19 protein-coding genes and 1 pseudogene are annotated in these 22,414 nt (G+C 58.5%); 16 read left to right on the forward strand and 4 right to left on the reverse strand.

Features of this window, described 5'->3' with window-relative positions:
* The 7 genes and pseudogenes from CXR00_RS17830 to CXR00_RS17860 form a co-directional block, all read left to right on the forward strand.
* Window positions 1–692 (forward strand): ABC transporter substrate-binding protein (locus CXR00_RS17830; protein ID WP_146067292.1); only part of this gene is annotated, 692 nt, incomplete at its 5' end.
* A 390-nt stretch (window positions 693–1,082) separates the two neighbouring features.
* Window positions 1,083–1,781 carry a 2-keto-4-pentenoate hydratase gene (locus CXR00_RS17835; RefSeq protein ID WP_258060206.1) on the forward strand — a complete coding sequence of 233 codons (699 nt, stop codon included), beginning with the start codon at window positions 1,083–1,085 and terminating at the stop codon, window positions 1,779–1,781.
* Between the two features lie 30 nt (window positions 1,782–1,811).
* Window positions 1,812–2,138 (forward strand): annotated as a pseudogene (locus CXR00_RS17840) (acetaldehyde dehydrogenase (acetylating)); the annotation flags it as partial.
* 515 nt (window positions 2,139–2,653) lie between these two features.
* Window positions 2,654–3,607, forward strand: a complete 954-nt coding sequence (locus CXR00_RS17845) for an ABC transporter substrate-binding protein (RefSeq protein ID WP_258060207.1) — start codon at window positions 2,654–2,656, stop codon at window positions 3,605–3,607.
* A gap of 191 nt (window positions 3,608–3,798) precedes the next feature.
* A complete protein-coding gene (locus CXR00_RS17850) occupies window positions 3,799–4,455 on the forward strand; it encodes an ABC transporter permease subunit (RefSeq protein ID WP_308470507.1) in 657 nt (218 codons plus the stop codon).
* The gene (locus CXR00_RS17855; RefSeq protein ID WP_104056394.1) at window positions 4,452–5,225 is read left to right on the forward strand and encodes an ABC transporter permease; all 774 of its coding nucleotides are present in this window, start codon (window positions 4,452–4,454) and stop codon (window positions 5,223–5,225) included. Before CXR00_RS17850 ends, CXR00_RS17855 begins: the two co-directional genes overlap by 4 nt.
* Complete coding sequence (locus CXR00_RS17860) at window positions 5,215–6,138, forward strand: ABC transporter ATP-binding protein (RefSeq protein ID WP_104056396.1); 924 nt, start codon at window positions 5,215–5,217, stop codon at window positions 6,136–6,138. The genes CXR00_RS17855 and CXR00_RS17860 overlap by 11 nt, the downstream gene beginning before the upstream one ends.
* Before the next feature lie 431 nt (window positions 6,139–6,569).
* Here CXR00_RS17860 and CXR00_RS17870 read toward each other — a convergent pair whose 3' ends face one another.
* Window positions 6,570–7,547 carry a MarR family winged helix-turn-helix transcriptional regulator gene (locus tag CXR00_RS17870; protein WP_146067293.1) on the reverse strand — a complete coding sequence of 326 codons (978 nt, stop codon included), beginning with the start codon at window positions 7,545–7,547 and terminating at the stop codon, window positions 6,570–6,572.
* 191 nt (window positions 7,548–7,738) lie between these two features.
* Between CXR00_RS17870 and CXR00_RS18445 the strand changes: the two genes are divergently transcribed.
* From CXR00_RS18445 to CXR00_RS17895, 6 genes are all read left to right on the forward strand, one after another.
* Window positions 7,739–8,536 (forward strand): hypothetical protein, encoded by a 798-nt coding sequence (locus CXR00_RS18445; protein ID WP_146067294.1) that lies wholly within the window; start codon window positions 7,739–7,741, stop codon window positions 8,534–8,536.
* Window positions 8,537–8,639: 103 nt separating this feature from the next.
* The gene (locus tag CXR00_RS17875) at window positions 8,640–9,821 is read left to right on the forward strand and encodes an acyl-CoA dehydrogenase family protein (protein WP_104056401.1); all 1,182 of its coding nucleotides are present in this window, start codon (window positions 8,640–8,642) and stop codon (window positions 9,819–9,821) included.
* A 12-nt stretch (window positions 9,822–9,833) separates the two neighbouring features.
* The gene (locus tag CXR00_RS17880; RefSeq protein WP_219815640.1) at window positions 9,834–11,303 is read left to right on the forward strand and encodes an MmgE/PrpD family protein; all 1,470 of its coding nucleotides are present in this window, start codon (window positions 9,834–9,836) and stop codon (window positions 11,301–11,303) included.
* The gene (locus CXR00_RS17885) at window positions 11,303–12,457 is read left to right on the forward strand and encodes a citramalate synthase (RefSeq protein WP_104056403.1); all 1,155 of its coding nucleotides are present in this window, start codon (window positions 11,303–11,305) and stop codon (window positions 12,455–12,457) included. Before CXR00_RS17880 ends, CXR00_RS17885 begins: the two co-directional genes overlap by 1 nt.
* The gene (locus CXR00_RS17890; protein ID WP_104056405.1) at window positions 12,454–13,704 is read left to right on the forward strand and encodes a CaiB/BaiF CoA-transferase family protein; all 1,251 of its coding nucleotides are present in this window, start codon (window positions 12,454–12,456) and stop codon (window positions 13,702–13,704) included. Before CXR00_RS17885 ends, CXR00_RS17890 begins: the two co-directional genes overlap by 4 nt.
* On the forward strand, window positions 13,701–14,519 hold the full coding sequence (locus CXR00_RS17895; RefSeq protein ID WP_104056407.1) for an enoyl-CoA hydratase/isomerase family protein: 819 nt from the start codon (window positions 13,701–13,703) through the stop codon (window positions 14,517–14,519). Before CXR00_RS17890 ends, CXR00_RS17895 begins: the two co-directional genes overlap by 4 nt.
* A 23-nt stretch (window positions 14,520–14,542) precedes the next feature.
* On the opposite strand, the gene CXR00_RS17900 is transcribed toward CXR00_RS17895, so the two are convergent.
* From CXR00_RS17900 to CXR00_RS17910, 3 genes are all read right to left on the reverse strand, one after another.
* Window positions 14,543–15,340 (reverse strand): IclR family transcriptional regulator, encoded by a 798-nt coding sequence (locus CXR00_RS17900; protein ID WP_104056409.1) that lies wholly within the window; start codon window positions 15,338–15,340, stop codon window positions 14,543–14,545.
* A 208-nt stretch (window positions 15,341–15,548) separates the two neighbouring features.
* A complete protein-coding gene (locus CXR00_RS17905; protein WP_104056411.1) occupies window positions 15,549–16,928 on the reverse strand; it encodes an MFS transporter in 1,380 nt (459 codons plus the stop codon).
* A gap of 92 nt (window positions 16,929–17,020) precedes the next feature.
* Window positions 17,021–17,932 carry a LysR family transcriptional regulator gene (locus CXR00_RS17910; RefSeq protein ID WP_104056413.1) on the reverse strand — a complete coding sequence of 304 codons (912 nt, stop codon included), beginning with the start codon at window positions 17,930–17,932 and terminating at the stop codon, window positions 17,021–17,023.
* A gap of 111 nt (window positions 17,933–18,043) precedes the next feature.
* Here CXR00_RS17910 and mdlC point away from each other — a divergent pair, with 111 nt between their 5' ends.
* The 3 genes from mdlC to CXR00_RS17925 all read left to right on the forward strand — a co-directional run.
* Window positions 18,044–19,630, forward strand: coding sequence for a benzoylformate decarboxylase (gene mdlC, locus CXR00_RS17915; protein ID WP_104056414.1), 1,587 nt, complete (start codon window positions 18,044–18,046; stop codon window positions 19,628–19,630).
* Between the two features lie 92 nt (window positions 19,631–19,722).
* Window positions 19,723–20,844 carry an ABC transporter ATP-binding protein gene (locus tag CXR00_RS17920; RefSeq protein WP_104056416.1) on the forward strand — a complete coding sequence of 374 codons (1,122 nt, stop codon included), beginning with the start codon at window positions 19,723–19,725 and terminating at the stop codon, window positions 20,842–20,844.
* On the forward strand, window positions 20,841–22,414 hold a 1,574-nt coding region (locus tag CXR00_RS17925), incomplete at its 3' end, for an iron ABC transporter permease (RefSeq protein WP_104056418.1). The genes CXR00_RS17920 and CXR00_RS17925, both read left to right, overlap by 4 nt.

Genomic DNA, 22,414 nt, shown 5'->3' on the forward strand with positions numbered 1-22,414 from the left:
CCTATACGGTTCCAGGCTCAGAAACGTTCGAGGAGGTCGTCATCAACTCCGGCGATTTCACTCGAACCCACAATGCCGTATATACGTTCGGGTACAACTCCCAGCTGGTGAAGGACGAAGACGCACCGAAGAGCTGGGCAGACTTTGTCGACCCCAAATGGGCTGGCAAGATCGGTGTCGTCCAGGGCAATTCCGGCGGCGGTGTAGCTGCCTTGAACCGCTTTATGGAGACGGAACTCGGTGAAGATTACATGAGTAAATATGCAGCGCTGAAACCCGTAATCTATGAAGGTTCAGGCCCACAGCAGACTGCGCTGGCCCGCGGTGAAATCGCCGTCGGAACCGTCGGATCGGCTACCGTCAACATAGCCGTCAAAACGGAGAACGCCCCACTGAGCTTCGTTGTCCCGGAAGAGGGACTCATCAGCTTCGATTACTACCTTGGTGCGACCGCTAAGGGGTCCAACCCGGAAGCCGCGGACATCTTCATGAACTACAACATGTCCAAGCGAGGGCAACAGATCTTCGCGGACCTGGGCGACTACGCCGTGAACCCTGAGATTGCACCGCCCACTGCCGTCGGCGTCAAACTGCCCGCGGTTGATTCAGGCAAAGTGTGGCGCATGTCGGTCGAAGACGCCAAGCATGGTGACGCCGATGCCACCAAATGGAAAACGGTCTTTGCGTACTGATCCGTTGTAGTCCCCGTGTTGTTATCCGCCGGGAGGCAGGTGCGTTTGGGGGAGGCGGCTGACGGGCAGTCCCGTCCGTTATGAGTTTGCTTGAAAGTGTGGAAATTCTGTTCGGCACGGCTTGAGCGAATACCGGCAAGCGCATGCCAATGACACTGTTGGCGTTGTCCGGGCTAGGCAGCAATAGTCAACTACTTTCTCGAAAGCCAAATCCCCGGTTTTTGTCACACCCAAATTTTTTGAGGATTACAGCAACAAGGAATGGAGATCCAGATGCAAAGTGGGTCAGTAAAGGCTAGCGATGTCAGCCTCAACGCCGCCGCTCATGAGTTGTTGGCCGCGTACCACACACGGGTTCCGGTGGCCCCCTTGCGGGACCGGATGGAGAACATGACCGTCCAGGACGCATACGAGGTTCAGACGGCGCAGCTTAGGCATCACCTTGCTACGGGGCGGGTACTGGCAGGCCGCAAGGTGGGGCTGACGTCCTTGGCCATGCAACGACAGCTTGGCGTGGATTCCCCCGACTTTGGTTTCTTCTTCGAGGACATGGTCCACCACGACGAGGCTCGGATTCCGGCCTCTGGGTTCATCCAGCCCAAGGTGGAACCGGAACTCGGTTTTGTACTAAAAGAGTCACTACAGGGCCCCGGCGTCACCCTGGAACAGGCCCGCGCCGCCATCGGAGCCGTGTACCCGGCAATCGAGATCATCGACTCCCGCATAGCGGACTGGGACATCAAACTCGTTGACACGATCGCTGATAACGCCTCCTGCGGAGCCGTCGCCGTCAGCGCACACCCCCTGACACTAGACCCTGCCGACCCCGCGGCTCTCTTGGAAGTCACCTGTTCGCTGGTGATCAATGGGCAAATCACGGGCACCGGGACGGGAGCGGATGTGATGGGGCACCCGCTTGCACCACTCGTCTGGTTGGCCGACATCCTGGGCGAACAGGGGGTGGCGTTGGAAGCCGGTCAGCTGATTCTCCCGGGCTCCTTCACCGTGGCGATGCCCGTTGTCGCTGACACCACAGTGATGGCTGACTTCGGCCCGATGGGCTCACTGACTATTCACTTCACGGACTAGGGATACCGCCATGGCTAAAAAACAGCCGCCATCGTCGGCCCCGGCAATATCGGCACCGACCTCATGTTCAAGATCATGCGCCGCAGCAAAAACGTAGAGGTCAAGTACATGATCGGGGTGGATCCGGCTTCCGACGGCCTGACCCGCGCCGCCCGCCTGGGACTGACCACCTCCGCCGAGGGCGTGGACTGGCTTCTGGCCCAGGATGAACTGCCAGACTTCGTGTTCGAGTGCACATCCGCAAAGGCCCACGAAGCCAACGCCCCGAAGTACGAGGCAGCCGGCATCCGCGCCATCGACCTGACCCCGGCCGCCGTCGGGCCGTACCTGGCCCCGGTGGTAAACCTGGATTCGCTGACCGACGAGCCAGGATCCGCTAGCGGCTGAGGTCGTCCGTGGCGGGACTCATTCGGCATCCATCGGACATAGTCATAAATGCCGGAGCGACAGACAGCTCGGCAATCTTTGCCGAAGCTCGTAAACAGCATTCTCCACACACATTTAGTATGTACACCATAAATTTCCCCCCTCTACTCCCTTGACCAGCTGCATTAACGCCATCTATCCTTTCGTTTGTATACGTTGTAATAACTGAGCTTTGCTTCCGCATATCGGTAAGCGTCCATATGGTTTTTGTTTCTGACCATGCGAAACATGAGGTCAGGACGATAAGCAGGATGCGATTCGTTTCATGAGGAGCTGACAGTCCTGCACTAGGTCCTCGAGGCTCAGGACCTTTCTGCCCACGAGCTCAGGTCTCCTCACGGCTCACCCCGGAACACGATTCCCCTTTTCTCGGGCGAATTTGGACCACGTAATTCGTGCCGGCGGGAGACCCGCTCCCACCGGCAAATGCAGATCAGGAGACACAAGTGAAGGTACTCAAGCTCATTTCCATGGCGGTGTTGGCGGCAAGCACGCTCGCGGCGTGTGGCGACGGGGCCACGGCCGAAAGCCCTGGAGGATTGACAGACGTTTCCGTGGCGGCTATCCCCATCGCCGATACTGCTGCTCTTCACCTCGGGGTAGCGGAAGGATTCTTCAAAGACGAAGGCCTCAATGTCAAAATCGAGAGTGTCACGGGCGGGGCTGTATCTGTCCCAGGGGTCGTCAGCGGCACTTACGATTTCGCGTTCTCGAACATCATCAGCATGTTCGTGGCTAAAGGACAGGGACTGGATTTGCAGTTCGTCACCAATGGGGCAACCAGCACAGGAGTGGCGGGTGCCGACATCGCAGCGATCGTGGTGTTGGAAGACTCACCCCTCACTTCCCCCGCCCAACTCGATGGGCTTAAAGTCTCGTCCAACCTGCTGTCCAACATCGGCGATACGACCATCCGTCACGCCGTCGATGCGGCCGGGGGAGATGGCGCCTCTCTCGATTTTGTCGAGGTCCCAGTCCAGGAAGCGATGGTCGCCTTGGAGAACAAGCAGATAGACGCTGCGCTTGTCGTGGAGCCATTCCTCACAAAAGCACTGCAGTCCGGCGGCCGGGCACTCGACTGGAACTACGTCGCCGTGCATCCTGAGATGGATGTCTCCGGTTATTTCACCAGCGGGGACACTGTGAAGAACAAGCCGGAACTGGTGGACAAATTTGCCCGGGCCATGGCGAAGTCGCTCGAGTTTTCGCAGGCGAACCCTGATAAGGTTCGCCAAATTATTCCGACTTACACGCAGATCGAAGCCACACTTGCCGCCGAGATCGTCCTGCCACGGTTTAAGGCAGAATTTAGTCGTGAGTCCGCTGAGATCCTCGGAATGGCGGCGCTTAAGTACGGCACCATCGAGGAGCTCCCTGACCTAGAGCAGTTGCTTCCGTAATGTCCGTAACGTCACAGCTTCGACCTTCTGTCCGGGCTTCCACCGCCATTTGGGCCGGGACGACAGGACGTAATCCGAGAGCCGTTCGGTTTGCCTTTGGCATCATCGGCTTGCTTTGTTTCGCGGCGGTGTGGGAACTAGCACCTCGGCTCGGACTGGTAAACGAGAAGTACCTTCCCCCCGTTTCGGGAGTGCTGGTTGATCTCGTGCGCAGCTTCGGGCTTCGAAATTATTGGGTCGCCGTCGGCGACACGATGCTGGCGTGGGTCCTGGGCCTAACACTCGCGGTCATACTTGGCGCGACCGCGGGGCTGTTTATCGGCGTATCCTCCTTCCTCCGCAAGATGACGCACACCACAATCGAGTTTCTCCGTCCGATCCCATCGGTGGCACTCATTCCGTTGGCGGTACTCTTGTTCGGAGTCAGGATCGAATCGTCGTTGCTACTCATTGTTTACGCATGCTTCTGGCAGGTACTCATCCAGGTGCTCTACGGAGTCACTGACGTCGATAACGTTGCCATGAGCACGGCAAAATCCTATGGCTTTTCACGGTGGCAACAGGTGCGCAACGTTGTCTTCCCCACAGTACTTCCATACCTTGTGACCGGAATCCGCCTCGCTGCCTCAGTCGCCCTTATCCTCGCCATCACCGCCGAACTCGTGATCAGCGCTCCTGGCCTCGGACGCGAGATCGCACTGGCCCAGACCGGTGCCGCGGTCACCCACATGTATGCGCTCATCCTCACAACCGGACTCCTTGGCATCGCGATTAATGCCACGATGCGAGTCGTCGAGAGTCACCTTTTATCGTGGCATCCGTCCGTCAGGGGAGAGATTACGTCATGAACTTCATCAAGAGTGCTGGTGCAGCAGTGGCACTGCCCGTAGTCCTCGTGCTGGTCTGGTGGGTCGCCACCTCCGGCAAACCAAATTTCTTTGTGCCGGCTCCACAGGTACTTGTCGATACGTTAGTCAACGTATGGCTGGCAGAACGCATCCTCACCGATGTGCTCCCCTCGCTGAGCCGTCTTACGGTAGGTGTGCTTTCGGCGATTGTCCTGGGCGTGGTGCTTGGGCTGGTAGTCGGCCTGAACAGAACCCTGCGGTCCCTGACGGAGCCGGTCTTCGAACTTTTCCGCGCTTTGCCGCCTCCTGTGTTGGTACCAGTTCTCATGCTCGTCATCGGCATCAATGACGGCATGAAGATCGCCGTCATTATCTCTGGCTGCATTTGGCCTGTTGTGCTCAACACCATCGAGGGTGTTCGCTCGATAGACCCGGTACAGAACGAGACAACTCGCTCATACGGGATCGTCGGGGTGAGCCGTATTCGCTACCAGATCCTGCCGTCAGCGGCACCCGCAATTATGGCAGGTGTTCGCCAGTGCATCTCGATAGGGCTCATCCTCATGGTGATCTCCGAGATGTTCGCCTCGTCATCTGGGCTCGGGTTCACCATCGTGCAATTCCAGCGCTCCTTCGCGGTACCCGAGATGTGGTCAGGAATCTTCATTCTCGGCTTCATCGGGGTCGCAATATCTTTCATCTTCCAGCGAGTTCAGCGCACACTCCTGCGCTGGTACTACGGACTAAAAGAGGTAGAAAATGCAGTTTGAAACTTTGAACGACGGGGCGGAAGCGGGAAACAGAATCGCCCCAGTTACCGGGGAAACGATTACTGCCTCTAGAGGCCGGACGATTCCGGAGGGCGAAGCGTTGCTCAGCGTCCGCGGCCTGAATAAGGTCTACAAGACCGATGCCGGCGACGTCGAAGCTGTCCGTGACCTTACCTTCGACCTGGGCCGTGGTGAACTCGTCTGTCTGGTCGGGCCCTCCGGTTCGGGAAAGACAACTCTTCTCAAATGCATCGCCGGACTGTTGGCAAGCACTGAGGGGGAAGTTCGGCTTGACGGTTCCAAGGTCACGGGGCCACCGAAGAAGATGGCAGTGGTATTCCAAGAGTACGGACGATCTTTGTTTCCATGGTTGCGGGTCGATGCCAACGTCGAGCTACCGCTGAAGAACTCGAGAGTTCCTAAGAAGGAGCGTCAGCGGCTGGTCGCCGAGGCGTTGGAGGCTGTGGGTCTTGCGCATGTGCCGAAGTCCTACCCGTGGCAGCTCTCCGGCGGCATGCAGCAGCGCGTGGCGATCGCTCGGGCGATCGCCTACCAGCCAGAAGTGCTCCTCATGGATGAGCCGTTCGCTGCCGTGGACGCGCAAACGCGGGCCGACCTCGAGGATCTTATTCGGGATGTCTGGAAACGGCTGGGCGTCACCATTTTATTCGTCACCCACGATATTGACGAGTCTGTTTACTTGGGGGAGCGTGTCATCATCCTTTCCTCTTCGCCAACTGTGGTGCAGGAGGATCTGATGATCGACCTCCCGGTCGTACGCGACCAGCTTGAGACCAGAGCCCTGCCTCGATTCACTGAGCTTCGGCACCATGTCTACGAACAGATCCGGAAGGCGAAAAGCGGCAACAGTCCTGCCATCGCCCCGCCAGCCGCACCCGCCACCGGGACGTAGGAGAGCAGGATTTAACCACCTCTGCTGCTCTGCGCCCTTCGAGGGAGGGCCTCGGCTGTCTGCCGTTCGGCACGGGCTGCAGGTTCCCAGAATATGACGGGTTACGCATAGGGGAGGACGAAGGAATGGCGTGGTGATATTCGCGGTTGCTGGGAATACCGGCGGCGAGCTTCAGCCTTGTGTCTAGGACGGCGATGTGGATGTCGCCACATGGCCAGCAGCTCACCGGCAAGCCTTGCTTCTGGCGGTGGCCGAGAAGGTGTCACTGAGTCACAACCTGCTGATGGTGGTGATAAATTGCCGGTGTCTCGATTGTGGTGACCAAACTACCCTTCTCACCTGGCAGATATTTTTGAAATCGACGGAGCCGAGTTCGATCGGCGGCCACCAGATCCCCAGCTTGAGATTGCCCAGCGCGTGAGGTGTCCGTCCTACTGCGGGTCCGAACCGCGGATCAGGTGCTGAAGCAACTCCACCAGGCGGGTCTTCTCTTGGTCGGTCAGTGCACTAAGGAGTTCGAGTTGCACCCGCTCCACCCCAGGGGAGGCCCAGAGAACGGCCATTCGCGCAGGTTGCGTCAGAGCGACCTGGAGTCGGCGGCGGTCTGTCGGGTTGGTCTCACGGCGTAACCAGCCATCTTTCTCCATTCTGCCCATGACGTCTGCTGCGGACGACGTATCTAAGCCCGCCAGCTCTGCGATCTTCAGTTGATCTGCAGAGTCCGCCGCTGCCACAGCTGACAGCACGGCATACTGTGGGCTCGTGATCTCGCCATGAAATTCTTCATTCCAAAGGGAAACGTGGATTTGAAGAGCGCGACGCAGTAGGTATCCGAGAGCCGTTGATGGTTCAACTACGGCGAAAGCTTTGGGCAGGTTTGCCGCGCCGAAGGATCGCTCGTTAATAGAGGCAATCTTCCTCAGAAGCGATATGGTTTCTGACTCCGTTCCCGCTGGCAGCTTGGCAGCAAGGGCGTCATGGACACAGACAGCCCGTGCTGCGAAATCATCCATTCGTTTCTCCGCAGCGGGAGCAATCGAAATCATCTGACGACGACGATCATCCTCCGCCTGCCTACGCCGAATGAACCCGCGAGCCTCGAGCCGTTTGATCACGCCTGCCATCGTCGCTTTGTCGAGACCTGCCAGCTCGCCGGCAGTTTGCTGGTCTGACTCCGGCCACATAGCTATGGCCACCAGTGTGGCGTATTGCGGGCCAGTCACTTCCGAGCCGAAAACGCTATTCCATGTGGCGGTATGAACGCGCTGCGCCCGCCGGATCAGGTGCCCGGGTGCACTCCAAGTGCCAACGACGGGAAGGGCTCCTGCTTTTCGATCCGCCCGGATCCTTCCTGATGAGGCGTGATCCGGCAGGACTGAGCCTTCATGGGTATCTCGAATCACCTTCACCTCATCACACTACCTTCCGATGGCTTCAGTTGTTTGCATCTCCACGGCGGCCCGGGTCCGGCCCTGGCCGCCGGGGTAAAGATCATTGACCAGGGCGACGCCGGCGTGAAGCTCGCGGAGTTCCTGGCCGCCACAGGCGACAGCAGGTAGGAGAACGACATGACCGCAATATTGACTTTCGTTGAACCTCCATGACGGATGACATTCACAAATCCGCCGCAGGTCTGCTTGGTGCAGCTTCCAAGCTGGGCGCCCCCATTGCAGTAGTTGCCGTTAGATCGGGCGCCGGTGACGTTTTGTACACCGAACTCGGCAACCTTGGCGCCGTTTATGTCTCGTGGCCGAGTCCGATGCCGTTGGCAAGCGGCTTGCCGATCCTCAGACGGCAGCCTTGGGATCCGCCGTCGACATTCCCCAGTATGAACCACCACCCGGCCGAAGGCGTTCTGGACATGGAACCAAGGCCTCGTCAAAACGCGAAACAAGCCCCAGAAGATCAATCTATAGCTCTGGTTCCATCTGTCCGTGGATGTGCTGTGGCATGGCAGTTCAACGGAGTCATCTTTGTGATTCTTCTTTTCAGCACCGGGCAATGGAGGAGGATTGTACCTACGAGTTGGGGAGTGTTCCCGAACGCGGTGTCAGCCGCCCTACAATATGCGTCCCCTGAATGGCCCCATGAGAACGGCTGGGTGAACTGCAACAGCTTGCTGCAATTGGCTATTTCGCCACGGTTTTTTTGGCCGCACCCCAGCGATGATCAACGGACTGTTCACTTCCGGGTGATGCTCCACTTTGTCCTGTTCATTATTTCCCACGTCATGCTGATTTTTACCACGGGCGAACTTCGGAACCTGAACCACATGAACTCGGCAAAACGTCGGGTAATGGTTTTTCGCAGCATCCCTCCTGGTCATAATCGGAGCCTCGCTGCTGGCTCGCCCTCTGTTCCTGCGTCCTCTTGCGGCCCTCACGGGGCGGGGCAGTAAGTAAGACACGAATTCCATTACGTGATATTTCCACTGTGCAGCCACATCCCCATCGGGTTGGGTGTTCCTAGCACTGCGAATCATCTCTGAGAAAGGCTTCACCATGACTGTGGAATCATCGGCTTTCGGACTCACCCAAGAACAATTGGCTATCCGTGAGGCCATTGATGATCTTTGCAATCCGTTCGACAACACGTACTGGCTTGAAAAGGACATCGCCCGCGCTTACCCGGAAGAGTTTGTGGACGCGCTCTACGAGGCCGGATGGATGAACATGCTCATTCCGGAGGAGTACGGAGGGGGCGGAGCTTCGATCCGGGACGCCGCCGTAGTGCTGGAGCAGCTCGAGCGCAATGGCTGCCATGCCGGGGCCGCCCGGGCCGGCATGTACACCATGGGGACGCTACTGCGACATGGAACAGAAGAGCAGAAACTAAGGTTTCTGCCCAAGATCGCTTCCGGCGAGTTGCGCCTCCAGTCCTTTGGTGTGACTGAACCAGATGCAGGCTCGGATACCACCCGCATCCGGACCTCAGCCAAACGTGAAGGCGACGAATACGTTGTCAACGGTGCAAAAATTTTTATTTCCCGCGTTCAGCACTCCGACCTCCTCCTCCTCCTGACCAGAAACGAGAAGTTTGAGGACGTCGTGAAGAAGACCGACGGATTCACCGTGCTCCTGGTGGACCTCCGCAAGGCCATAGAAGATGGAACCATCCGCGCCACCCCCATCAAGACCATGGTCAATCACGAGACCAATGAGCTCGCTATCGAAAACCTCCGTGTACCGGTCGAGAACCGTATTGGTGAGGAGGGCAAGGGCTTCAAGGTGATCCTTTCCGGCATGAACTCCGAGCGGATCATCGTCACATCGGAGTACATAGGCGCAGGGTTTTACCTTCTTAACCGCGCAGTTAACTACGCCAATGAGCGTGAGGTCTTCGGCCGTAAAATTGGAATGAACCAGGGCGTGCAGTTCCCTTTGGCACAGGCGTATGCGAACCTTCAGGCTGCGTCTCTAATGCGGTGGCGTGCGGCTGAAATGTACGATGCCGGCGACAACCCCCGCTTTGAAGTCAATGGCGCCAAACTGCTGGCTTCCCAGGCACTATGGCAGGCGGCAAACGCTGCCTTCGATACTTTCGGCGGTTATGCGGCCGCAGAGGAGTATGGCATCGAGCGTCACTTCCGCGAAGCACGCCTGCCGTCGACAGCCCCGATTAGCAACAACATTGTCTTGGCCGGCATCGCCCATGGCACGCTCGGGCTCCCTAAGTCTTTCTAGGAGACGGACAACGTGGTGAAACAATTACCTGTCAGAACCGTGGAAACGGTATCCGCTAGCATCGGGGGGGACATAGGAGCCACCGAGGCACTGGCGCGCTTTGCTACGGGAAAACTGGTCTCGAGTACCGACCATGTGGAGCAAGTAACCAACGCACTAATCGACACCGTAGCGGTGGCAATCGCCGCGGCGCCCGCTGAAGGAACCCAAATTGTGAACGCTTGGGCCGCCGCGGAGGGCGGGGGCGGCAAAGCTACAGTCTGGACGACAGGCCGAAAGGCTACCGCCTCGATGGCGGCCATGGTTAACGGAACATCCGGACACATGCTGGACTACGACGATATCTCTCCCACGATGCCAATGCACCCGAGTACAGTGCTGTTCCCGGCGCTCCTCGCCGTCGCGGAAGACCGCGGCATCGACGGCGCCAAACTGGTTCAGGCCTACGACGTCGGGGCTGCAACCTTCCGTGCTGTCACCGAGCTTTTGCCGGGACATGTCCACTACGCCCGTGGCTGGCATACAACGTCCACGGTGGGGCGACTTGCGGCAGTGGCTGCCCTTGCACGGCTCTGCGGCACTCCGTTGGAGCAGGCCCGTAATGCCCTAGGTATAGTTTCTTCGCTGGCAGCAGGCAGCCGGCCTAATTTCGGGTCCATGACAAAGCCATTTCACGCCGGGGTCGCAGCCCGGGACGCGGTGATCGCGCTCCAGCTCGCCGATGCAGGCTTCACCTCCAACCCCGGAGAATTGGAAGCCCCTACAGGATTCTTGGAACGGATGGGTGACCCTGATTTGGCGCCCATCGGCGGTCTTACAGAGACTCTTGTAGAACGACTGGAGTACTGGATGGAGTCCTGGCCGAAGGATTGGGGAATCAAGAGGTACCCGGCCTGTTATGGTACCCATCGCGCTATTGATGCCGTTTTGGAACTCCGGGATGAACTCGCAGGCAGGACCCCCGATTCAATCCGCGTCACGGTACACCCTCGGGGAATGGAACCACTTCTGCCGTATGCGCCGCAGAACGGCAACCAAGCGAAGTTCAGTTTGGAATACGCGGTGGCCGTGGCCATTGAACGCGGCGCAGTGACACTGCAGGACTTTACCGACGATGCCTTCGCCGACCGCGAGGTGCGCGAGCTGATGGCAATCGTCGAAGTGGTTGAGAGCCCGGTGCCGCCCATGGGCGATCTGGTCACGCGTGAGCCTTATGCCGCGGTGCAGGTGAGGACCGGAGGGGAGGCCTGGCTCGGAAGGCGGGTTGACCTCACCAAAGGCGATGCTCGCAACCCACTCAGCCAGGCCGGTCTCCGGAACAAGTTCGGTGATTGCTGCGCCGCCGCAGGAGTCAGCGCCGTTCACTCCGATCGGATATTCGAGGAGCTGTCTGTGCTTCCCCAAGGGCGCAGCATTGCGGGATTCTCGAAGGCACTACAAAAGACCGGAACTGAGAACCCCAGAAAAGTGGAGGAATCATAATGAGCGACCCCAAGATAACAATCGTCGAAGAGGGCATGCGCGAAGGCATGCAGATTGAAAGCGCAGATATCCCCGTGACGGACAAGATCCGCTTGCTGGATGCTCTCTCCGCAACCGGGCTCAAGAATATTGTCGTCGGGTCCTTCGTAAGCCCTAAGTGGGTCCCCCAGATGGCTCACATAGACGAAGTTGTTCAAGGTTTCAACCCGGTGCAGGGAGTCACCTACAGCGCCCTCGCCCTGAACGCGCAGGGTGTCGAAAGAAGTCAGGCGTACGCACCCAAAATCACGGGACCTGATCACATGATCGGTGAGACCCGTATCCACCTCTGTGATGTTTTCGTTCAACGGAATACCGCACGCACCACGGCTGATGAGATCGCGGCGATTCCCGGCATAGTATCCCAAGCGGTTCTCCGTGGAGCCAAGGAAGCCCAGATCAGCGTCAACGCTGCGTGGGGTTCCAATTGGCTTGGTGAATTCTCGGAGGATAGGAGGATGGAGTTCCTTCAGCTCCAGCATGATGCCTGGGCCAACGCCGGTGTTCCTGTTACCCGGGTCCATATAGGCGACCCCATGAGCTGGAACACTCCCAAAGCCATGCGGGCGCAGATCCGAACAATCAAGCAGACATGGCCGGACATCACCACCTTCCATCTGCATCTGCATAACGCGCGCGGGATGGCACCCATCTCCGCCTACACGGCGATGTCAGAACTTGATGAGGGCTACGAGCTTATTGTCGACACCGCGATCGGCGGCCTCGGTGGGTGCCCCTACTGCGGAAATGGCAGACTGACGCGGATGATCCCCACTGAAGACTTTGTTCACTTCCTTGAAAGCGAGGGTATAGAGACCGGTGTTGACCTCAAGAAACTGATTGAGGCTGTCGTTTTGGCTGAAGAAGTTGTGGGCCACGAACTATGGGGGCACGTCTCGAAGGCCGGCCCCCGGCCAACCGGCGGCGATGTCTACCCAATGGACATGCCGTTTATCGAGACCCCTGCCGAAGCACAACATTTCCGCTTAGGGCCCTCGACCTACGAGGGGTCTCTCGCCCCTTGGAAGCAGACGGTTTCGTCGGCAGCACGTGATGAATATGAAGCAACGCACTTTGATCTGGCTGTCGCACCAACGCAAGGAGCAGGTTCGTGAACTCTGACAACCTAAACAGCACGGGGTCCCTCGCAGGCATTCGGGTCATCGAGATCGGCACCAGTGTCGCGGCGCCCTACGCGGCGCAGGTCTTGGGAGACTTTGGTGCTGACGTCATCAAAGTTGAACGGACCGGCACAGGCGACGACAGCCGGAACTGGGCCCCACCTGAATGGGAAGGGTACTCCGTTGCTTTTCTGGCCCTGAACCGAAACAAGCAGTCGGTTGTCATCGACTATAAGACGCAGCAGGGCCGCGAAGTACTGGAGCGGCTCATCGCCGGAGCAGACGTACTCATCCAGAACCTTCGGCCCGGGTCCTTCGCGCAGGCAGGATTCAGCGCGGAGCGGCTTCTCGAATTGAACCCGCGGCTAATCTACTGCGAAATGTCCGGATACGGCCGAACAGGACCACGGTCCCAGCAGCCCGCCTACGATCCGCTCCTTCAGGCATACAGCGGCATCGTCAGCATCACGGGCGACGACGACGGGGCACCGGCCAGGGTACCAGTTTCCGTTTTGGATATGGGGACCGGGATGTGGACGGCGCTGTCCGTCTTTGAAGCTCTGCGCCGACGCGACGTGACTGGTAAGGGCTCACACGTTGAGCTCTCGCTTCTCCAGACCGCTTTGACCTGGCTGACACCTCCGCTCATGGCCTGCGCTGCAGGCGATCCGCCGCCGCGGCGCCTCGGCTCCGGCTTTGGCGGGGTAGTCCCTTACGGTGCCTTCCCCACGAGGGACGGGCATGTGTTTATATCCGCAGGCAATGATGACGCATGGAGGAGACTGATCTCAGCGCTGGAGTGCGTAGACCTTGACGACCTGCCCGGGTTTGGAAGCAATGGTAATCGGGTCAGAAACCGCGAGACCGTGGTTGCCACCCTGTCAGCGAGGACCAGCAATTTCACGTCTGCCGAAGTGGTGGACCGCCTAACGCAGGCAAACGTCCCCCACTCGCCGGTGAACACCGTTGACAAGGTACTGGTCGATGAGCAGGTGCAGGCTTTGGGCCAGATCCAGGCTGCTCCTGAGCACGCGATCGCCAACCTGAAACTTGTTAATTTGCCCATGACTTTCGACGGACAATACCCAGTCATTACCAAGGCGCCGCCCGAATTGGGACAGAACACGGAATCGGTCCTTGCATCGCTTGGCATGGACAGCGGGCAGATTGAAGCGCTCCTGGCGAGCGGCGTCGTCGAAGCCGGCAAGGCTGCCATTATTACAGAGGAGGTAAGCATATGAATGTCACAGAAGAGGTCCAGCCGGTCATTTCGACGCAGGAGGACGAAGTCCTCTATGAGCTGCGGGGAAAGGCCGCCTGGATCACGCTCAACCGACCTGAGCGCAGCAACGCGATGGCCGTAAGCACGGTCCGCCAGCTCACGCAGGCTTTCCTTCGGGCCGGTGAAGATACCGCTGTGTGGGGTGTTGTGATTACCGGTACGGGGGATAAAGCATTCTGTGCTGGCGGTGATTTAAAGGAAATGGACGACATTGCGCGCAGCGGAAAGCAGATTGAAGTTCCGATGACCGGGCTGTACCGGAATCTGTTCGAAGTGATGATGGAAACGTACAAGCCCGTGATTGCCGCAGTGAACGGACATGCCATTGCAGGGGGTTGTGAAATCGTCCTCTCATCTGATGTCCGAATCGCCGTCGAGGGTGCAACAATCGGCCTGACCGAAGCGAGGCGGGGAATGGGTGCAAATCTCGGTTCAGTCCTCTTACCGCGCCTGATCCCACGGGCCCTTGCGATGGATCTCCTCTATACTGCCCGCACGATTCCCGTCGAAGAGGCCAAAGAACTGGGGCTAATCAATCGGGTGGTCCCGCGGGCCAACTTCGATGCCGAGGTTCAGCGGTACGTGGATGAGATCCTGGTGAATTCGCCCGTCACACTGCGACGGTACAAGGAGATGGCCACCAAGAGCTGGGGTGTTCCGCTTCCCTCGGCGCTCAGGCTCAACGTCGGTCCGAACCCTTACCTGAGTGAGGACCGGGTGGAGGGAGTGCGCGCCTTTCTGGAAAAGCGGGATCCCGTCTGGACCAACCGGTGACCGGCCTCCGGGCGGGCCGGGAGCTACCCGAATCCCGCCCGGGCCAGATCGGCACTTACAGCCTTCGCCGTCGAAACCACGCGGGGGAGAATGGTTTGGGGTTGGGGGATTCTGGACTCAGGAAACGCCACGGTGATGCTTGCCGAAATGAGTCCGCCGTGCCCGAAGACAGGTGCAGCCACTGACGTGCGGCCGGGGAGGCCGTCATTAAATGAGATGGCAACACCGCCGTGGCGGATCTCAGCGAGTTCGGTGCGGAGCCGGGGAATCTCGTCGGCGATTTTCGGGTCATCCTCAGCCCTGGTGCAAAGGTCATCCCAGGCTGACTTGCTATGGGCCAAGAGCACTCGGCCGCCACCCGTGAGTTCCAGTGCAACCCGACGGGTCGCCCACGACGATTCTGCCGTTGGTTTGACCCTAGTAATCCGGTCCGAAAAAACAGCATCTCGCCCGTCCTGAACACCGAGGTACACAGTGCCACGTGTGGCCATGTGAAGATCCACCAAGTATGGCTGGGCCATTTCGCGCAGGGCGCGAACCTGGGATGCGCCGATCCCCAAACGCCAAATCCGTGCGCCCAGCCGGTAGGTTCCGTGCCCTAGCCGGTCGATGCCGCCCCAGGCAACCAAGGCGGCCAACATACGGTGGACAGTCGCCGGCGGCAGTCCCGTACGGTCGCTAATTCCGGCCACACCCATTTCCGCACCGCCGGCGAAACAGTCAAGTATATCAAAGGCGCGCCCCAACACCGTTCGCTTAGGGCTTGAATCCTCGTTCAAGAAACTGGCACCTCCTTGTGCTGCTCGGCGTTTAGCCGGCATTCATACTGCAAAGGCTCCATGGATTGCCACCAGCAGCCCGGGATATCCTAGCCCGGAGTGACGATAGTCCATGTTCCGCAAATACTAGCGCCTTAGACCGACCAAGCTTCTTTTTGTCCGGAGCAGCACGGTGGCCATGTGGCAAGACCCTCGACATCGCGTCAGAATACTCCGGGGAAGGTGTCCCTCTTTTTGGAAAAATGGCGACTCACGTGCCTGGGCGCAGGCCCCTGGAAATGCACGCTTCGACGAAAATCAGTAGGCTCAGGCTCCCGAGTACGAGCGCGAGGCTGTGGAGGCCTACGTCCATTGATTTCCCGTCGAAAGTGGCACTCAGCAGCACCATTGCCACGGTGCCCCCGACAAACTGGGAAGTGCGAAGCAATCCCGAGGTTACACCAATATGCTCGGTGGGAGACGCCCGGTACAGGGCAACCTGGTTGCCAAGCATAAAGAAACCATTTGGCGAACCCAGCAGCACGGCCAGAACCAGAACCATCGCGAGCGAAGAATCTGCGGTCAGCATAAAGAGAGAGACGGTCGCTGCAACCATCAGGAAGGCACCGATAAGGATCGGCGCGCGGATGCCCCATTTGGAGATCGCTGAACCGGCGAACATTGTGGTGACGATGCCCATCCCGGCCAGGGGCAGCATGATCAACCCGACATCGCCGGGTGATAGTCCGCGGGAGCCCTCCAGCCATGTGGGAAAGCCGAAAAGAACCGCATAAAGAACCGACATCACAACAAACTGGCGGACTATGGGGGCGCCAATATTGCGGTCCCGGCCGAGAAGCCGGAAATCAATAAATGGATGTGGTGACTGGAGCTGATGCCGTACGAAGAATATGCTGCTGAGTACCCCAACCGCCAAACATACCCACCAGTAGCCTTCGCGGAATACGGTAAACGCGAGCAGGAGGGGCGCCAGCGAAGCGGCAAACAACAGGAACCCTAAAGTGTCTACCTTCGGTACCTCTATCTCCGTCCCTTGGCGGGATGCTTTGAGGTCGGGGACTCCGATCAGGATCAGAATAGCGGTCAGCACGCATAGAGGTAAGTTAATCAAAAACATTGCCCGCCAGTCCCATACTTCAATGAGGATTCCACCCATAGCCGGCGCTATCATAACGGTTCCCTGAGCGGAGAAGATCATGGTCCTAACGCCGCTGACGCTGTTCGTGGTGCCGCGGACTTCGGCCCAGCGGCGGAGAAGTGCCATCCCGGCCGGGTACCCGGTTGCTGCCCCGAGTCCTATAACCACCCTCAGCCCAACAAGCGCTTCAACCGTTGTGATGAGGTACACAAGCCCGGATCCAACGGCTACCAAGGTGACGCCGAAAAGGAGGATGCTCCGCGGGCCGACTTTGTCTATGAGCCGACCTGCAATGGGCTGGGCCACTGCACATGTGAGATAGAAGGCCGTCACGAGGAGCGTGATATTCGCGCCGGATCCTATGTCGCGCTCAATACTCACGAGCCCGACGGAAATCATGGACGAGTTCAACCCGTTGATGGAGGTGGCTAAAGCGATCGGAGCGAGCAGGGAGACTGGGATGCCACTGTGGTGAGGCGGCGACGTGCGCATACCGACTCCGAACTTAAGATTGCTGCGGCTACAAACTATTGACGGACTAACACAAAGGCTAGCATTAAGGCTGAGTCACCAGTATCGTCCGGCTATGTCAGCAGTTTATTTAGCTTTTGAAGGGTTGTACGAACTAAATTTTCAAACCAATTTGCGGCAGGCGACTGTTGGGGCCGCCGGTAGCTATAAAGCGAGACTTCGGTAATGGGGATCTGGACTGGCAGTTCGAACGTCCTCACATTGCCGGCCGCCACGAAGGCTTGGGCCATGACGAGAGGGGCGAAGCAAATGAGCTCCGTGTCTTGGAGCAGCAGCGGTAAGACGAGAAAGTTCGGCACCGACAGGACAATCTCACGAGAGTGCCCCTGCTCCACGAAGGTGTCATCCACGATGTGGTGTCCGGTTTCGCCCGTCAAACTGACGTGTCGCTCCGCCAGGAACTCAACGAGCGTCGGCTTGGGCCCGATCCGCGGGTGGTTTGCCGCGCAAATACCCACATAGTGCTGCCGGAAAAGAACATCGCGCCGAATGTCGGGGTGCACAATTTTAGGTGTGCAAAGGAAAGCGTCAATTCTTCCTTCTAGTAGATCGTCTGGTGCACTCGAAAATTTCAGCTGCTCCACTTCGATCCTGACGTTGGGGGCCGCAACCGACGCGGCGCGGATGATTGGCGGAAGCAGCACCGTAGTGCCAATGTCCGTCATCTGGAGGCGGAAAGTACGACTCGATGTTGAGGCAGCGAAGTTTTCCTCGCCCTGCATTATTTCGTCAATGGTTTCCAATGATCCGCGAAGTCTGGGATAGATCCGCTCAGCGGCCGCGGTGGGCACCATCTCCTGACCGCTCCGGATAAAGAGTTCGTTCCCGAAGATTTTCCGAAGCCGCTTAAGTGCATAGCTCACAGAAGGCTGGCTAACAAAGAGCTGTTCAGCCGCGTGCGTCACGCTCCGGGTTTCGTAAACCGTGGTAAAAGTGCGCACCAGGCCGATGTCATAGTTAGGCATGCAGTCACTATAGACAACATCTATGTGAATCTCACAAGATTTGATTGGGTTTATAGAAATCGTGCGTCTAACTTAGGTGTGACATAGAACACAACGTTAGGTAGGGCCTAGATGAAGACGATCAGGGAAGCTACGTATGAGCTTTTACGTAGCCAAGGGATGACAACTATTTTCGGAAACCCCGGCTCGAACGAGCTTCCGTTTCTGAAAGATTTCCCCAGCGACTTCCGTTACGTACTGGGCCTGCACGAAGGTGCAGTCATCTCAATGGCCGATGGCTACGCACAAGCATCAGGGAGCGCCACCTTCGTTAATCTGCACGCTGCCGCCGGTACGGGCAATGCGATGGGTGGGCTGACGAACGCTGTCTATTCACATTCGCCGCTGGTGATCACGGCCGGCCAGCAAGTCCGTGCGACCGTTGGCATGGAAGTGATGCTGGCCAACGTGGATGCACCGAGCCTGCCCCGTCCCCTCGTGAAGTGGAGCACGGAGCCACTGACCGCCGATGATGTTCCCAGGGCTATCAGTCAGGGAATTCACACGGCCACACTCCCTGCCCCAGGCCCTGTCTACCTCTCCATTCCCTATGACGACTGGGACCACGCAGCCCCTGAAAACGCACACCATCTGGCTTCCCGCACGTCTGAAGTGGGAGGAGCCCTGACTGCAGAACAACTGGACCGGCTAGTGGCCGAGATCAAGGCAGCACGTAGCCCGGTCCTCGTTTTCGGGCCCGACGTGGACTCGGTCCACGCTAACAACGATGCGGTGAGACTCTCGGAGAAGCTGAATGCACCGGCTTGGATCGCCCCCTCTCCCGCCCGCTGCCCTTTCCCGACGAGACACAGAAACTTCCGCGGTGTCCTCCCTGCATCCATCGCGGGAATCAACGCGCTGTTCAACGCTCACGACCTTGTCCTTGTTATCGGAGCGCCGGTATTTCGCTACCACCAGTACGAGCCGGGCAACTACCTCCCCGAAGGGACTCAGTTGCGGCACATCACCTGTGATTCGGGTGAGGCGGCCCGTGCTCCTATGGGCAAAGCCATCGTGGGGGATATCGCAACAATTCTCTCGCAGATCCTCGAGGCTGTGGAGGCCCAACCCTCCAACACCTCTGTAAACCTCGTTCCGATTCCGGAACCTCGTATGGCAGACGTGCCAGACCGGCTGCACCCTGATGAGGTCTTCAACATCCTCAACCGTGCCGCACCCGATGACTCCGTCTTCGTCACGGAGTCAACGTCCACCCCGGAATCCTTCTGGCGCTATATGGACTTGCAGAACCAGGGAAGCTTCTACGCTCCGGCGTCCGGTGGATTGGGCTTCGGCCTTCCTGCCGCTGTCGGTGTTCAAATGGCCAAGGAGGACCGCCAGGTCTTCGGCATTATTGGTGATGGGTCGGCCAACTTTGGCATCACCGGCCTGTGGACCGCGGCTCAATATACTGTGCCGGTTATCTTCCTAATCCTCAACAACGGCACCTATGGAGCACTTCGATGGTTCGCAGATGTCCTCGGAACGGGCGAGACGCCAGGGCTTGATGTTCCGGAAATCGACTTCGTCCAGCTCGCCGAAGGCTACGGCGTCAGGGCTGAAGCTGTCGGAACTTGCGAGGATTTTGAAAGAGCGCTGAAAAAGGCAATGGCGGGCGAAGGACCCGCTCTCATCGAAGTGCGCACGGTCTTGAGCTGACCGATACGCTCACCGGAGGCGCACGAACCTCAACCCTTGCCCAGAGTGCACCGCACGTAACGAATCAATGATGATACGAGTGAGGTAATTCCGTGAAAGTTAGTATTCGAAACCTTCAGCTGAAATACGGGGACTTTGTCGCCATAGAAAACCTGGATTTGGAGGTCGGGGACGGTGAGTCAGTGGTCCTTCTGGGGCAGTCCGGGTGCGGAAAGACCAGCACTATGCGCTGCATCGCCGGTCTGGAGGAACCAACTTCGGGACGAATAGTGATCGGAGACACTGTTGTCTTCGATGCAGAGAAGGGAATTAATCTGCCACCGAACAAGCGCAACGTTGGAATGGTTTTCCAATCCTACGCAGTCTGGCCCCACATGACCGTCTTTCAGAACGTTGCCTACGCCCTGAAGATGCAAAAACTTTCCCAGAAGGAGATTAAGGAGCGGGTGACCGACGTCCTGAGGTTGGTCGGACTGGAGACTTTCGCCGATCGCGGTGCCAGCCTGCTCAGCGGCGGGCAGATGCAACGCGTCGCATTGGCACGCAGCCTTGTGATGCGGCCCAGTGTCCTCATGCTTGATGAGCCGCTGTCCAATCTGGACGCGCGCCTGCGCGATCGGCTGCGGGTGGAACTGCGGGAAATCCAACTGCAGCTCGGGCTGACCACGGTCTATGTGACCCATGACCAGTCCGAAGCCTTCGCGCTTGCTGACCGTATCTCCCTGATGCAGAAGGGCCGCATTGTGCAGATTGGCGGACCGACTGAAATGTACGGGGCCCCAGCCAGCGCAGAAATCGCTCATTTCCTGGGCGTCTCGAATATCTTTGGCTGTACCGCGGAAAAAGCAGCCGATGGATCCGTCACCGCACAAGTTGCCAATACTAATTCCATCGTCCGGAGCCAGCAGCGGACGCTTGCATCCGGCGAAGTAAGGATGTGCATTCGTGCCGAGGATTTCATCCTGAGCAGCGAGCCCAAGGGAGTCGAGAACGAATGGGAAGGAACCATTCGCGTGAGCGGTTTCCAGGGCAGCAGCATCCGCTACGCGGTACGCCTTGTCGATGGCTCCGAACTTGACGTATTCGTACCGACTAAGGGCAGCGGGCACCACGCCATCGGTGACATAGTGTATGCCCGCGTCTCCCCAGCAAATGTTCAGATCTTGCCCGCAGAGGTCGTAACCACACTCGACGCGGAAGCGGTGCTCGTATGAGCTTCCTGACCCGTCCCCCGGTTACGACGCTGCCGGCAGCAAGCCCAGTGTCCAAGAAACGCACCTATGGACTCTGGGGTCTAAAACGGGAGATTCCTGCGCTGGTCCTCATCCTTATACTGGCAATGCTAGTAATCGTCCCGGTAGCCTTCGTTGTGATCGCCGCCTTCTCCACCGCGGTGCCTCGCCCCGGGAATCCGGAAACAGGCGACTTCACGCTGGGAAACCTCACTCTCCTGACCACCCCGGACGGGCTCTCCGCACTCTTCAATTCCCTCGTGATCGGGCTGGGATCATCCGTTCTTGCGCTCTTATTTGGCGCGACTCTGGCCTTCATCTGCTCCAGAACTGATGCGCCTTGGCGCAGGTTCATCTTCATCATCGGTATGGCTCCCATGTTTGTTCCGGCACTCGTAGGGGCCTTGGCCTGGTCGCTTCTGGCCTCACCCAGTGCAGGATTCGTGAACATCCTGCTGCGGGACCTGGGCATACCGGTCACGATCAATATCTACAGCCTTGCAGGTCTGATTTTCGTCCTCGGGTTATTTTATGCGCCGTATGTCTTCCTGCTGGTACACAGCTCACTGTCCCTTATGAACGCGGATCTAGAGGAAGCCTCGACGGTCCACGGGGCCCCATTGAAGACCATGTTCCGCACGGTGACTCTTCCGTTGGCACTGCCCTCCCTGATTGGGTCGGGCATTCTGGTATTCGCTCTGACCATGGAAAACTTCCCGGTGGCCGCTGTCCTCGGCAACCCCGCTGGCATCAACACCCTGCCGACATACATCTACCGGCTTATGAGCTCCTCGCCGCCGGAAGCCAACAAGGCCGCCAGCGTCGCCGTGCTCCTGACTATCGCGTTGCTCGCCGTGACCCTATGGCAACAGCGCATCGTCAACAAGCGCAAGTTCACCACGATGACCGGAAAGGGCAACAAACCCCGGCAGATTCCGCTCCGGAAACTCCGCTGGCCGGCAACGATCTTCGCCCTCCTTTACTTCACTGTCTCGGTTCTGGGCCCACTCCTCGCCTTGCTGATAGCAGCGATGCAGGATTCACCGTATGTGTCTTCCCTCTCGCAGCTCGTTGGGACACTGTCTTTTGACCGGTTGGGAGAGATTGCGGGTGCAGCTGACTTTCAGCTGTCGCTTCGCAATAGCGTACTCGTTGCACTTATCGCAGCCGTCGCCGGCACAGTCCTGAGCTTTGTCGTTTCATACGTCAGGTATCGAACGACCTCGAGGTTTGGACAACTCATGGAAGTGATCGCCATGGTTCCCCTGGCGATACCATCGATCGTCCTCGGCATGGGCATTCTGTGGACGTGGCTGACTCTTCCGCTGCCGGTTTACGGCACGCTGGCAATTCTGGGCATAGCCTGCATGGCAGTCTTCTTGCCCCAGGGATACCGGAGTATTTCTTCCTCGATGCTGCAACTAGACCGTGACCTTGAAGACAGTGCGGTGATGCTGGGAGCGAATCGCACCCGTGCTGTCTTTTCGGTGACCGTTCCGCTGATGAGGGTCGGCATCACCTCGACGGTACTGCTGTATCTGATGCTCTCCAT

The sequence above is a fragment of the Arthrobacter sp. 9E16 genome (genome assembly GCF_002929435.1).
GTDB lineage: Bacteria > Actinomycetota > Actinomycetes > Actinomycetales > Micrococcaceae > Arthrobacter_B > Arthrobacter_B sunyaminii.

What these genes read in the sequence shown, in the direction of transcription:
- CXR00_RS17835 (WP_258060206.1), top strand. Translation starts at nt 1,083, where the DNA reads ATGACCGTCCAGGACGCATACGAGGTTCAGACGGCGCAGCTTAGGCAT.
- CXR00_RS17855 (WP_104056394.1), top strand. Translation starts at nt 4,452, where the DNA reads ATGAACTTCATCAAGAGTGCTGGTGCAGCAGTGGCACTGCCCGTAGTC.
- CXR00_RS17860 (WP_104056396.1), top strand. Translation starts at nt 5,215, where the DNA reads ATGCAGTTTGAAACTTTGAACGACGGGGCGGAAGCGGGAAACAGAATC.
- CXR00_RS18445 (WP_146067294.1), top strand. Translation starts at nt 7,739, where the DNA reads ATGACGGATGACATTCACAAATCCGCCGCAGGTCTGCTTGGTGCAGCT.
- CXR00_RS17875 (WP_104056401.1), top strand. Translation starts at nt 8,640, where the DNA reads ATGACTGTGGAATCATCGGCTTTCGGACTCACCCAAGAACAATTGGCT.
- CXR00_RS17885 (WP_104056403.1), top strand. Translation starts at nt 11,303, where the DNA reads ATGAGCGACCCCAAGATAACAATCGTCGAAGAGGGCATGCGCGAAGGC.
- CXR00_RS17895 (WP_104056407.1), top strand. Translation starts at nt 13,701, where the DNA reads ATGAATGTCACAGAAGAGGTCCAGCCGGTCATTTCGACGCAGGAGGAC.
- CXR00_RS17900 (WP_104056409.1), bottom strand. Translation starts at nt 15,340, where the DNA reads ATGCCGGCTAAACGCCGAGCAGCACAAGGAGGTGCCAGTTTCTTGAAC.
- CXR00_RS17905 (WP_104056411.1), bottom strand. Translation starts at nt 16,928, where the DNA reads ATGCGCACGTCGCCGCCTCACCACAGTGGCATCCCAGTCTCCCTGCTC.
- CXR00_RS17910 (WP_104056413.1), bottom strand. Translation starts at nt 17,932, where the DNA reads ATGCCTAACTATGACATCGGCCTGGTGCGCACTTTTACCACGGTTTAC.
- mdlC (WP_104056414.1), top strand. Translation starts at nt 18,044, where the DNA reads ATGAAGACGATCAGGGAAGCTACGTATGAGCTTTTACGTAGCCAAGGG.